Annotated in this window: 10 protein-coding genes, 1 tRNA gene and 1 pseudogene; 2 read left to right on the top strand and 10 right to left on the bottom strand. The window is 71.1% G+C overall.

Annotated elements, in window-relative coordinates; translation table 11 throughout:
* Positions 1-65 precede the first annotated feature (65 nt).
* A complete protein-coding gene (locus tag ASC99_RS20755) occupies positions 66-914 on the top strand; it encodes a ScbR family autoregulator-binding transcription factor (protein WP_057234253.1) in 849 nt (282 codons plus the stop codon).
* Here ASC99_RS20755 and ASC99_RS20760 read toward each other — a convergent pair.
* Positions 851-1,834, bottom strand: a complete 984-nt coding sequence (locus ASC99_RS20760; RefSeq protein ID WP_162257904.1) for an NAD(P)-dependent oxidoreductase — start codon at positions 1,832-1,834, stop codon at positions 851-853. The genes ASC99_RS20755 and ASC99_RS20760 overlap by 64 nt on opposite strands.
* A 2-nt stretch (positions 1,835-1,836) precedes the next feature.
* A complete protein-coding gene (locus tag ASC99_RS20765; protein ID WP_082598488.1) occupies positions 1,837-2,988 on the bottom strand; it encodes a ScbA/BarX family gamma-butyrolactone biosynthesis protein in 1,152 nt (383 codons plus the stop codon).
* A gap of 269 nt (positions 2,989-3,257) precedes the next feature.
* Between ASC99_RS20765 and ASC99_RS40795 the strand changes: the two genes are divergently transcribed.
* Complete coding sequence (locus ASC99_RS40795; RefSeq protein WP_082598489.1) at positions 3,258-3,920, top strand: ScbR family autoregulator-binding transcription factor; 663 nt, start codon at positions 3,258-3,260, stop codon at positions 3,918-3,920.
* 84 nt (positions 3,921-4,004) lie between these two features.
* On the opposite strand, the pseudogene ASC99_RS40800 reads toward ASC99_RS40795, so the two are convergent.
* From ASC99_RS40800 to ASC99_RS20810, 8 genes and pseudogenes are all read right to left on the bottom strand, one after another.
* Positions 4,005-4,481, bottom strand: a pseudogene (locus ASC99_RS40800) (shikimate kinase); the annotation flags it as partial.
* Position 4,482: 1 nt separating this feature from the next.
* Complete coding sequence (locus ASC99_RS20780; protein ID WP_057234264.1) at positions 4,483-6,462, bottom strand: anthranilate synthase family protein; 1,980 nt, start codon at positions 6,460-6,462, stop codon at positions 4,483-4,485.
* Positions 6,463-6,513: 51 nt separating this feature from the next.
* Positions 6,514-7,149, bottom strand: coding sequence for an isochorismatase family protein (locus tag ASC99_RS20785; RefSeq protein WP_057234267.1), 636 nt, complete (start codon positions 7,147-7,149; stop codon positions 6,514-6,516).
* Between the two features lie 119 nt (positions 7,150-7,268).
* The gene (locus tag ASC99_RS20790) at positions 7,269-8,042 is read right to left on the bottom strand and encodes a 2,3-dihydro-2,3-dihydroxybenzoate dehydrogenase (RefSeq protein WP_057234269.1); all 774 of its coding nucleotides are present in this window, start codon (positions 8,040-8,042) and stop codon (positions 7,269-7,271) included.
* 81 nt (positions 8,043-8,123) lie between these two features.
* On the bottom strand, positions 8,124-9,347 hold the full coding sequence (locus tag ASC99_RS20795; RefSeq protein ID WP_057234271.1) for a 3-deoxy-7-phosphoheptulonate synthase: 1,224 nt from the start codon (positions 9,345-9,347) through the stop codon (positions 8,124-8,126).
* A gap of 377 nt (positions 9,348-9,724) precedes the next feature.
* Entirely contained in the window at positions 9,725-10,156 is a 432-nt protein-coding gene (locus ASC99_RS20800) for a transketolase C-terminal domain-containing protein (RefSeq protein ID WP_057241174.1), read from the bottom strand.
* Between the two features lie 155 nt (positions 10,157-10,311).
* A tRNA-Ser gene (locus ASC99_RS20805) sits at positions 10,312-10,399 on the bottom strand.
* A gap of 73 nt (positions 10,400-10,472) precedes the next feature.
* Positions 10,473-12,086 (bottom strand): S1C family serine protease, encoded by a 1,614-nt coding sequence (locus ASC99_RS20810; protein ID WP_057234274.1) that lies wholly within the window; start codon positions 12,084-12,086, stop codon positions 10,473-10,475.
* Positions 12,087-12,246: the final 160 nt, after the last annotated feature.

The raw sequence follows: 12,246 nt of genomic DNA on the forward strand, positions 1-12,246 counted from the left end.
GAACAGTCGCCCCGGGCCGGCCTCTACCGGCCCGTCGCCGACCGACTCCCCGAGGGAGACCATCGATGCCCCGTCAGGAACGGGCGCAGCGCACCCGCCAACTGCTCATCGAGGCCGCCTCGGCCTCCTTCGACCAGGCGGGCTTCGCCATGACGGGGCTCAACGACGTCATCAGACCCACCGGTATCTCCAAAGGCGCGCTGTACTTCCACTTCGGCTCCAAGGAGCAGCTGGCCGAGGCCGTGATGGCCGAGTCCAGAGCCGGACTGCGCGAGGCGATCCGCTCCGCCCGGCACTCCAGCGACTGCCCGCTGCAGTACCTGATCGACCTGAGCCACGGCCTGGCCGGCCGACTGGCCGAGGACGTGGTGTTCCGGGCCGGGCTCCGGCTCACCGACGACGGGGCGCTCGCCGACGGCCTGCGGCCCAACCCGTACCCCGGTTGGACCCTGATGATCGACCGGCTGCTGAGCCGGGCGGCGGCCCGCGAGGGCCTGCGGCCCGAGGTCAGTACGGGCGAGTGCGCGGCCCTGCTGGCGGCCACCGGCGCCGGTGTGGAGTCGCTGGCCAGGCGGGATCCGGACTGGCTCGGCCCCCGGATGATCTCGCTGCTCTGGCAGGCCCTGCTGCCCGCCCTGACCACCCCCGAGCGGCTGGCCAGGCTGCGCACCACCCCGGTCGAGCACGAGCGGGCCACCGTGCCGGCGCCGGGCCGGGCCCACCCGGCCGACGACGTCCGGCCCGGGCGGGCCGACCGCCCGGGCACCCCGGACACGCCGGGCGCGCCGGACGCGCCGGACGCGCCGGACGGTCGGCCTCGGATCGAGGCCGACCGCTCCGGCGCGCCGGGTCATCCGGCCGCTTCCACCGACACACCAGAAGGAAGCAGCAGTTCGCGGTACCACGGGACATGACCGGGGAACCGGGCCGCCAGGCCCGGCCCCGGGTCGCAGCCGGTACGCCGCCAGAGCCGGCTGCTCTCGTACCGGTGCTCCACCGCCATCAGTGACAGCCGTCGCCCCCAGGAGACGGACCCGACGCCCTCCAGCAGCCGTCGGGCCCGCTCCATGGTGATCTCGCCCGCGGGCAGCGGACGGCCCAGCGCCCCGCACACCAGGGTCGCCAACTCCCTGATGGTGATGGGCTCCGGGTGGCTCGCGTGGTAGACCAGGCCACCCGGCACCGGCCCCCAGGACTGCCTGGCCAGCGCCGCGATCGGCCGGGCCAGGTCCTCCACCGCGATGGCCGACATCCGGGCCCGGCCACCGTCGATCCAGTGCGGTACCCGGCCCAGCAGGTCCACCAGCGCCGGGACGACCCAGGTGTCACCCGTCCCGTAGACCAGGTGTGGCCTGATCACCACACCCCCCGCCGCGAGCACCGCCCGTTCGGCCGCCAGCCTGGTCCTGCTGGTCTCCGAACCAGGCACCAGATCGGGCTGACACTCCGTCAAGTTCCGGTGTACGCCGTCCCGGTAGACCGCCGTGGTGCTGAGGTAGAGCACTCGCCGGACCCCCGCCCTGGCGGCTTCGGCGAGCAGTGCCTCGGTACCGCGTTCGTTCACCCGGCGGAGGGAGGCCGGGTCACCACCGATCTGTGACGCGAGATGGACGACCGTGTCCACACCATCGCAGGCGCCGTACAGGGAGGCGGCGTCGGCGAGATTCCCGTGGAACGGGCGTACGGTGCCGAATTCGGCGGCAGAAAGGGACCGGCGATGCGTAAGCACCCTGACCGGCTCTTCAGGTGTCGTTCCGGCGGCGAGCAGGGCGAGCACCCGACTTCCGATGAATCCGGTACCACCGGTGAGCAGTACACCTTTCGGTTGTTCCACCGTCAGCCGACTTTCTGGACCGAAAGAGATTCCTCCCGGGATTCCTCCCGAACTATCTGCCGGGTCATCAGCCGGCCGGTGGCCACCGATACCCCGTCCTGCTCCACGGTGACCCGGACACTCAGTTCACCGTTCGGACCGATCGGCCCCGGGAATGCCTTGACGAATACCGGGAGATGCAGCTCCGCGTAGCGGATGAAATTGGTGTCCATTTCGAACGGGGCGACCGCGGTCACTCCGGCGACACTGTTCGCCGCCTGCCGCATCGCCTCGACGATCACCATGCCCGGCACATGGTCGACCGGGTGGTCGAACAGCACCGGGTGCCGCCGGTCGGCCTGGAGCCGCCAGGTGTACCACTCGCCGGTGGGCACCAGCACCGAGTTGGCCTTGTCGTCCTGGTACTCGCCCTGCGGCGGCACCATGTCCGGCAGCCGCTGGGACAGCTGGGGCGCCCGGAGCCGGGCGTAGGTGTCGGGAGCCATGCAGTCCATCCGCAAGGTCCCCACCCCCAGCCGGGTGGCACCACGGTGGATCACCGTCTGGTACTGCATTCCGGCCATGATTCCCCGGCGGAAGCGGACATCCTGGCAGGTCGCACTGATCGTCAGATTGGCCGGCGTCTGGCCGACCGCCATGGCGGTCGGCTCGGCCCGGTACGAGAGGCTCCAGAGCAGGAACGGGTAGTCCGTCGGAACTCCGTACCCGGCGTGCGAGATCAGCATGGCGGACTGCCTGATCGTCTCGGCCAGCAACAGCGGGTCATAGCATCCTGCGATGGGCCGATAGAAACTGTGCGCCCTCGGCCACTGGGCTCCCAGCAGAAACCGGTCCGCACCGGTCTGCCGCCATCCGGTGAGCATGACCTCGGATATCGAGGCCCGGTGCACAAAACGGCGTGGAACGGTCTGCTCGTGGAGTTCCGGATCCATTTGTTCCATGCCGGCCGACTGCGGCAGGCATCCGTTTTCCGACAGCACTGACCCCATGTGCAATCTCCCCCAGGGATGGGTAATTGAGTCTGCCGCCCGATGGCAGGCGGACGCGCGACGGCAGTCGGATGCTGTCCGAACCGCCGGGTAACCTCGGTGCGTGAGAACGTCGCGGATCCTACGGAGGGTGCGAGGCCCAATGGAGACCTGCTCCGTAGCCATTCATCGTGCGCGCTGCCGCGCCAGGATAGGCTTTGGCAGCAGTCGTCGATCGACTCAGTCGTAGGTTCAGACGCAGTCGGTCGGCAGCGGCCCTGGAACGGACCGCCCGGGCAAAGCGCATGCGAAGCAGATAGTTAGACCAGACAAGTAGTCCCGCCCTCCTCGGCCACTCACCGCGCCAAGCCCTGGTGCGGCGTCGCTCCAGGCAACGATAGAGTACCATCCGGTCGGTTTGTAGTGTGAGGGTGCGCACCAGAAACAGGAGAACGATGGCTCAGCAGGCACGTGCAGTGCACACCAGGCAGCAGATCCTGAACGCTGCTGCCCAGGTCTTCGCCAAGCGGGGGTACGCGGCGGCCACGATGGCCGAGATCCTGACCGTCGCGGGTCTCACCAAGGGGGCGGTCTACTTCCACTTCGCGTCGAAGGAGGAACTGGCCCTCGCGGTCACCGAAGCTCAGTCGCCCTGGCTGGAGGAGCTCGACCTCTCGGGCCCAGGCTTCCAGAGCGTCATCGACCTGACCATCGCCTACGCGCGCGCGCTGCAGAACGACCCGATCATCAGAGCCACCGTACGCCTGGTGATCGAACACGGGGCCTTCGAGAAGCCGCAGATCGAGGCTTGGGAGGTGAACATCAACCTGGTCCGGGATCTGCTGCTGGCCGCCCAGGACGACCTGCTGCCGGGCGTGGACATCAACGTGGCCGCGCCGACCATCACTTCGTCGTTCACCGGTATCCAGCTCACCTCACAGGTGCTGAGCGGCCGGGCCGACCTGCTGGAGCGGGTGGCCGGCTGGTGGGCACTGATGGTGCCCGGGTTGGTGAAGCCGGAGCTGATCCGCGGGCTCGAGCTCGGCGGCTCGGCCAAGACCACTGCCCACCTCACGCCCGAGCGGATCGCCCGTGCCTCGGTGCGCCGCCGCGCCTGACCGGGCCGGTGGCCCGTTCGGTCGGACCGCGGCCGGCGCCAACCCCCGGGGAGAGGGCTGGTCGGCCAGCAGGGTGACGATCCGGGCCACCACCAGGTGGCTCCGGCCACCGGCCGGGACGGTCCAGGTGGCCAGCCGGCGGTAGATCGGGTTGCGGACCGCGAGCAGCGTACGCAGCCGGCCCTCCGGGTCGTCGGCGAGCAGCGGTCGGGTGGCGGCCGAGCCGATCCGGGCCGCCAACTGCTGTGGGGACACCGCAAGATGGACCACCCGATGGCGTCCGAGCAGGCGCTGGGTGGACTCCTCCAGCACCGCTCCGCCGCCGAGCGCGAGCACTCCGGAGTGCCCGGCCAGGGCCCGGTGCACCGCCGTGCGCTCCCGGACCCGGAAGTGCGCCTCGCCCTCCTGCTCCAGGATCTGCCCGATACCGCACCCCGCCGAGCGCTCGATGTCGCGGTCGGTGTCCCGGAACCCGACCCCGAGGTACGCGGCGAGCGCCCGGCCGATGTGGGTCTTGCCCGCACCGGGTGGGCCGATCAGCACGACGACCGGACTGCTCATCTCAGGTCCCTGTGAACTCGAAGGCCGACAGCAGGGTGTACGGAAGTCCTGGTTCGGTGACCGGCCGGGCGGGCGCGTCCAGCAGCGAGACCAGGGTCCCGATGATGATGTCAAGCCCGTCCTGGCTGAGCACCGACTCCGGGTGGAACTGCATCGAGCGGAACCCCGGGCCGCGCAGCGCGTGGATCTCTCCGGTCGCCGGGTCGCGGCTCACCTCGACGGTGCCGTACGGGAGTTCGACCACGTCCTGGTCCGCCCGCCCGGCGAAGGTGTTGTAGAAGCCGACCCGCTCGGCCCGGCCGAACAGGTCGATGGTCCTGGCCACCCCCTGGTTCGGCCGGGCCCGGCGGACCAGGTCGAAGCCGAGCACCGTGCTGAGCACCTGATGACTCAGGCAGACCGAGAGGAACGGCCTTCCGGTTTCGAGCAGTTGACGGGTCGCCCGGTGCAGGTGGGCGATCTTGGGGTGCGTCAGGTCCTGCGGGTCCCCCGGGCCCGGGCCGAGCACCACCAGGTCGTACCCGTCGAAGGAGTACGCCTGGTCGAACCGCCGTACCGTGACGGCGAGTCCGAGCGCCCGCAGTTGGTGGTCCCACATCGCGGTGAAGGTGTCCTCGGCGTCCAGCACCAGCACCCGGCGGCCGATCAGCTCCGGCACCGGGCGGGCTCGCTGCTCGGTGTCCGCCAGCCAGAACGGCGCCAGCCGGACGTTGCGCTGCCGCAGAGCGTCGAGTACATAGGGGTGTTCGGCGAACTCCGGCGGCGCGGCGGCCTGCTTCGGGGCCGGCTCCCTCGCGCCCAGGGCGGCCAGCAGGCCGGCCACCTTGGCCGCCGTCTCGGCCACCTCGGACTCCGGCCTGGAGTCCCGGACCAGGGTGGCGCCCACCCCGATGGTCAGCCGGCCGTTCGCCGAGATGTCGGCGGTGCGGATCAGGATCGAGGAGTCCATGGTGCGGCCGCCCTCGGCGTCCCGGCCGATCAGGGCGGCCAGGCCGCTGTAGTAACCGCGGCCCCCCGGCTCGTACCGGCTGATCACCTTGGCCGCGCTCTCCAGCGGGCTGCCGGTGACGGTCGGCGCGAACAGCGTCTCGCGCAGGATCTCGCGCGGGTCGCGGGAGGTCTCGCCCTCGATGAAGTACTGGGTGTGCGCGAGCCTGGCCATCTCCAGCAGGTGCGGGCCGGTCACCCGGCCGCCCGCATCGGTGATCCTGGCCAGCATCTTGAGCTCTTCGTCCACCACCATGTAGAGCTCGTCCGCCTCCTTGGCATCGGCCAGGAAGGAGAGCACGCCGGGCAGCGTGGGGCCGGACTCGGGGTAGCGGTAGGTGCCGCTGATCGGGTTCATCACCGCGACCCCGCCGGAGAGACTGAGGTGCCGTTCGGGGGTGGCACCGACGAAGGTCCGGATACCGGTGCGGATGACGAAGGTCCAGTACGCGCCGCGTTCCCGTTCCAGCAGCCGGCGGAAGAAGGTCAGCGCGGCGGCCGGGGTGTAGTCGGAGATGTCCGCGACGAAGGCGCGGCGGATCACGAAGTTGGCACCCTCGCCGTTGCCGATCTCGTTGGCCAGGATGCGGCGCACCACGTCGGCGTACGCCGGGTCGTCGATGTCGTACCGGCCGTCGACCAACTCGATGTCCAGATCCGGCAGTTGGCGGAGCAGTTCGGCCAGCGGCACGGAGCCCTGCTCGCGCACGCCGAGCGCGAGCAGCGGAGCCCCGTCGTCGGCGACCGCGAAGCCGCGCTCGGCGATCTGCCGGTACGGGACCACCGCGAGCACCTCGTGCTCGTCCCGGCCGGTCGCCGGGCGGTCGGCCGCCAGCGGGATGTCGGCCAGCCGGGACAGCTCGGTCACCGTGCCGGCGAGCACGTCCACCCGGTCCGGCGAACCGGTCACCGGGCGGTACAGCAGCGCGAACTCGGGCTGCTGCCCGGCCAGGATCCGGCCCAGCAGCGCCGCACCGACCGGGCACTCCGTCATATTCCGTTCCTCCAGTGGTAGTTGCCGGGCTTCGTTCGTGATGGGCCGGGCTCAGTCGAGATCGGTGAGCACGGCCTTGGTGGTCACCGCCATCCCGCAGCGTTCGGCCACGTACGTCAGCGCCGACCGGTGGTACTCCAGGGTGAAGTCGGCGATCGCGTCACCGACCAGGAAGGACTGGATGTCGTAGGCGTAGGCGTCCAAGGTGGTGGCCAGCACCCCGACGTGCGCGTACACCCCGCAGACGATCAGCTGGTCCCGGCCCTGCTCGCGCAGCGACTCCAGCAACCGGGTGCGGTGGAAGGCGCTGTAGCGCCACTTGGTCAGCACCAGGTCGCCCTCGACCGGCCCGATCGGCTCGACCACCTGCCGGTCCTCGGGCGAGGGGGTCATCCCCGGACCCCAGAAGTCGGCCAGCAGGCCGCGCTGTTCGGGTGTCATACCGCCCGGCTGCGCGGTGTAGGCGACCGGGATCGCCAGCTCGGCGGCGCGCTGCCGGAGCAGCGTCACGTTGGCCACCAGCTCGGTGACCGGGGACTCGCCGGCCGGGAAGGGCTTGAGGAAGTACCGCTGCATGTCGTGGATCAGCAGCACGGCCCGCTGCGGATCGACCGTCCAGCAGGCGGTGTTCTCCGGCAGGTCGCCCTGCTGGGGCATCGGGTACGGGCTGATGGTCGGGATGGCCATGCCGGAGTTCCTCTCAACTCTCGTGTCACGGTGTGCGGTTGACGACGGACTGGTGGGGCAGACCGTCGCGGGGGTGGCCGAGCGGTGGGGCGCCCGGCTGGGAGTCAGTGGCCGAGAGGTCAGTGGCCGAGGGCCGCGCCGCCGTCGACGGTGAGGTCGTGCATGGTGATGTGGGCGGCCTGGTCCGAGAGCAGGAACAGCACCGCGTCGGCGATGTGCGAGGGCTGGGCGATCCGGCCGAGCGGGATGCCGACCCGGTAGGCCGAAGCCACTCCGTCGATCGACGCCTGGGCGGCGCTCTCGTCCTCCCAGAGGGCGGACAGCATCGGGGTGTCGGTCGAGCCCGGCGCCACCACGTTGCAGCGGATGCCGAACTTCGACACCTCCAGGCCGAGGCACTTGGTGAACATGGTGGCCGCCGCCTTCGACGCCGCGTATGCCGACATGTCGACCCGGGCGGTGCCGGCCGCGTTGGACGCCACCGTGACGATCGCACCCCGCCGTCCGCCGGCCACCATCCGGTTGACCACCGCCCGGGAGATGAAGAAGACCCCGGTGGTGTTCACCGCGAAGGTGGCGGACCAGTCCTGGTCGGTCAGATCCTTGGCCGCGCCGAGCCGGAGCACCCCGGCACCGTTGACCAGGTAGTCGATACCGCCGAGCTGCTGCTCAACGGCCCCGACCACGGCCTCCACCTCGGCGCTGTCCGTCACGTCGGCCGGGAACGCCTCCGCCCGACCGCCTGCGTTGCGCAGTTCCTTGGCGAGCTCCGCCAGGCGGTCACCGTCACGGTCGACCAGGGCCACCGTGACACCACGTTCGGAGAGCGCGCGCACCACGGCCCCGCCGATTCCGCCGGCCGCCCCGGTGACCAGCGCGACCCTGTTTTCCATTCCATGGACACTCATAGCGACCCCAAAGACCGAGGATGATCGACCGCTGCCGGCCGGTAATGACTGATCCGCTGGGGCCGTTCAGCCCCGCCAGGCCGCCGCGACCTCAAGAGCCTGCTCCGGGTTCAACCGGGGGTCGCAGAAGCTGGTGTACTTGTCGCCGACCTGCGCCAACCCGTGTTCGTTCGGGGCGCATTCGGTGACGTGGTCCGGGGTGGCCTCCAGGTGCAGACCGCCCGGCACCGCGCCGACGCTCAGCAGGGCGAGCTGGAACTGGCGCACCTCGTGCACCACCGTCTCGACCAGCCGGGTCTTCAGGCCGCCGGGCCCGTTCACCGTGTTGCCGTGCATCGGGTCGGTCAGCCAGACCACCGGGTGACCGGCCGCCTTGACCGCCGCGGCCAGTGCGGGCAGCCGGTCCGCGACCTGGTCGGCGCCCATCCGGGCGATCAGGGTGAGGCGGCCCGCCTCACGGCACGGGTCGAGCTTCGCGCAGAGCGTCAGCAGGTCCTGGACGCTCAGGTCCGGGCCGACCTTGGACGCCACCGGGTTGGCCACCGAGGCGAGCAGCGCCACGTGGGCACCGTCCAACTGGCGGGTCCGGTCGCCGATCCAGGGCAGGTGGGTGGAGGCCAGGTAGGCCCGGCCCCCGTCGGTGCGGCGCAGCAGCGGCACCTCGTAGTCGAGCAGCAGCGCCTCGTGGCTGGTCCACACCGGGGCGCCGGCCACCGGGAGACCGGCGGTCGAGCGGGCCCGCAGCGCGGCGAACGCGGTGGCCGCCGCGTCGTAGCCGCTCAGCAGCCGGTTCGGATCCGGGCGGCGGAGCTCCGGATCGGGCTCCGGACTGTTCACCATGTGCCCCCGGTAGACCGGGAGTTCGACCCCGTTGACGGTCTCGGTCGGGCGGGACCGCGGCTTGCCGAACTGCCCGGCCAGCCGGCCGATCCGGACCACCGGACGCAGGGTGTTCATCGAGACCACCCCGGCCAGCGCGTCCAACAGGCCGACCTTGCGGGCCACATAGCCCGGCTCGCACTCGGCCGGATCCTCGGCGCAGTCCCCCGCCTGGACCACCTGGAGCCGGCCGGCGGCCACCTCGGCGAGCAGGGCACGCAGCTCGATGAGCTCCGCGAAGCGGACCAGCCCGGGCCGGTCGGCCAGCTCGCCGGTGACCTCGGCCAACAGCCGGTGGTCCGGCCAGGACGGTTGCTGCTGGGCCGGGAGCGCCTTCCAGTAGTCGAGTTCGCTCTCCGACAACGGCGGACCGGCCTCGGCCGATCGTGCCGCGATGACGTCGCTACTCACTCAGAACCTCCGTGGTCGTTCATTCCTCAGCTGCCCGGAAAGTGCGGCTGCGAATACCGCCGCTGTGTTCTCGAACCGGCGCGGAGGGCAACCTTTCATGAGTCTGAACAGGACAAACTACGAGGTCAACGGCGTGTTTCGAACTCCGTCAGGTGCCGGACACTGTGTCATTGAATACCATCCGGTTTGGTTGTTTTCGAAATGGTGGCAGCCTTGATCAAATTCCCCGACCGACCGATTCCGACACAGTCCGGCAAATTCATCGTCAGATTGCCGTCGGAGGTGGCACCGAGTGTCACCCGGCACCGAGCACGAGCACGACGAAGCGCCGCCCGGACCTGCCGGACGGCGCTGCGCGGAACGGGGGTGACCGAGGGTCAGGCGGCTCGCTCGCGGGCCTTCGCCAGACTCCGACGGGCCTGGGCGGCGACCCGCTCGGGCGTGAAACCGAGCTGCTCGTACAGCGTCCGGTACGGCGCGGTCAGCCCGGACCGGTCCAGGCCGACCACCACCCCGGCCTCGCCGGCCAACGCGTACCAGCCGAGCGTGGAGCCCGCCCCGACCGACACCCGGGCCGCAACTCCCCTGGGCAGCACGGCATCCCGGTACTCGGCCGACTGCCGCTCGAAGCGCTCGACGCTGGTCATCGCCACCACCCGGGTGGCGATCGCGTCGGCCTCCAGGATCTCCCGGGCCCGCAGCGCCACCGGCACCTCGTGCCCGGCCGCCAGCAGGATCACCTCCGGCACCCCGCCACCCGCCTCGACCAGCACGTACCCGCCTCGGCTCTCTCCCCGGATCTCCAACACGTGGGCGGTCCTCTCCGGGCGGCGGGCATCGACGTACCAACCGACTCTCCGTGCAGCACCCCTGACGGTCAATCAGCCCACCCCGACTCCGTCAGCTGCCCCGGGAAACGCCGACGGCCCCCGGCCAGCAGTGCTGGTCGGGGGCCGTGCTCCGGCGGAGAGTGTGGGATTTGAACCCACGGTGACGGGTTACGCCACGACAGTTTTCAAGACTGGTCCCTTAGGCCGCTCGGGCAACTCTCCAGGCGGAGGTCAGCCTAACGGGTCCGGTGGGGATCCGTGCACACCCTTTTGCCGGTGGGGTCACCGGTGTGGGTCAGTTGTCGCCCTTGCGTTCGCCGAGGGTGACGGTGGTCTTGGCGGCCTTGCCGTCGCGGGTGTACTCGACCTCGACCTTGTCGCCGGGCTTGTACGTCCAGATCTCGCTGACCAGGGTCGGGCCGCTGTCGATGACGTGGCCGCCGAGCTTGGTGATCACGTCACCGGCCTTGAGGCCGGCCTGGTCGGCGGGGCCGCCTGCGGTGACGGCGGGGGTCTCGCCGACCGCGGAGCTGCGGATCTGCGCGCCGTCGCCCTTGTACTCGTCGTTGCGCAGCACCCCGAGGATCGCGTACACCGGCGTGCCGCTCTTGATCAGGTCGCCCGCGACCCGCTTGGCCTGGTTGATCGGGATGGCGAAGCCGAGGCCGATCGAGCCGGCCCGGCCGTTGCTGCTGCTGTTGGACTGGATCGCCGAGTTGATGCCGATCACGGCGCCCGAGGCGTCCAGCAGCGGACCGCCGGAGTTGCCCGGGTTGATCGACGCGTCGGTCTGCAGCGCGTTCATGTAGGAGGACTGGGCGCCGGTCTCGTCGCCGGAGGCCACCGGGCGGTCCTTGGCACTGATGATGCCGGTGGTGACGGTGCCCTCCAGGCCGTACGGGGCGCCGATCGCGATGGTGGCGTCGCCGACGGCCACCTTGTCGGAGTCGCCGAGCGGGAGCGGGACGAGCTTGTCCTTCGGCGGGTTGTCGAGCTTGATCACGGCCACGTCGTAGCCCTGCGCCCGGCCGACCACCGAGGCCGGGTAGGACGAACCGTCGGAGAACTTGACGGTCAGCTTGCCGCCGCTGGCAGCCGGGGCGACCACGTGGTTGTTGGTGAGGATGTGGCCCTCGGTGTCGAAGACGAACCCGGTGCCGGTGCCGGACTCCTGCGAGCCCTGCGCCTTGATGGTGACCACGCTAGGCAGCGCCTTGCCGGCGATGCCCGCGACCGACTCCGGCGGGCGGGTGATCGCCTGCTTGTTCTCGCTGGCCTGGACCGTGGTGCTGGTGCCGCGGCCTGACGAGGAGTCGGATCCGCCGTCCCGGTCGGTCACCGAGACGCCGATCGCGCCACCGGCCAGACCGGCCACCAGGGCGACGGCCGCGACCAGCGCGATCAGCCCGCCGCGCTTGCGGCCGGGCGCCGGGGCGGCACCCGGGTACTGGGGGTAGCCCGGCAGGCCGGGGCCGCCGGGACCGTCGATGCCGCCGGGCGGGGTGGCCCAGCTGCCGAGCGGGGTGCCCGCGCCGAACGGGTGGTGCGGCGGCTCGGCGCCCGGCTGGGCCGGCTGGGTCGGCTGAACCGGCGGCAGCTCGGCCGCGGCGACCGGCGGCAGCTCGGTGGCGGCCGGAGCCGGAGCCGCGTACGGGTTACCGGCCTGGGCCGGCGGCGGCGCGTCCAGGTAGGTGGGGGCGGGTGCGGGCGGCAGCACCGGCGGCGGCGCGTCCACGTAGGACGGCGCGGCCGGCGGGGTCACCTTGCCGAAGGACAGCGTCGGCTCGGCGGCCGGCGGGGCGTCCGGAGCAGCAGCCGACACAGTGTCAGCCGGACCCACCACCCCCTGGCCCGTGGAGGTGCGCTCCTCCTCGGGCCCGGTAGACCCACTCGCGTGCTCGGTGCTCACGGACGACCTCCATAGCTGACAGGACCTTGGTCCACAGTTTTTCGTATGCGTGATTCGGTTGTCGTATGAGGCCCGGTGAAGAACTCTTAAGAATCCTTACCCGTTCCCGACACGGCCCCCGAGGGGTCCGCTTCGTCCCGCGATCCGGACGGCCGCCCAC

Source organism: Kitasatospora sp. Root107 (assembly GCF_001424875.1).
Classification (GTDB): Bacteria; Actinomycetota; Actinomycetes; order Streptomycetales; family Streptomycetaceae; genus Kitasatospora.

Excerpts from the sequence above, each read along its gene's own strand:
- ASC99_RS20785 (WP_057234267.1), bottom strand. The coding sequence starts at position 7,149 with ATGGCCATCCCGACCATCAGCCCGTACCCGATGCCCCAGCAGGGCGAC.
- ASC99_RS20765 (WP_082598488.1), bottom strand. The coding sequence starts at position 2,988 with ATGGCTACGGAGCAGGTCTCCATTGGGCCTCGCACCCTCCGTAGGATC.
- ASC99_RS20780 (WP_057234264.1), bottom strand. The coding sequence starts at position 6,462 with ATGACGGAGTGCCCGGTCGGTGCGGCGCTGCTGGGCCGGATCCTGGCC.
- ASC99_RS20755 (WP_057234253.1), top strand. The coding sequence starts at position 66 with ATGCCCCGTCAGGAACGGGCGCAGCGCACCCGCCAACTGCTCATCGAG.
- ASC99_RS40795 (WP_082598489.1), top strand. The coding sequence starts at position 3,258 with ATGGCTCAGCAGGCACGTGCAGTGCACACCAGGCAGCAGATCCTGAAC.
- ASC99_RS20790 (WP_057234269.1), bottom strand. The coding sequence starts at position 8,042 with ATGGAAAACAGGGTCGCGCTGGTCACCGGGGCGGCCGGCGGAATCGGC.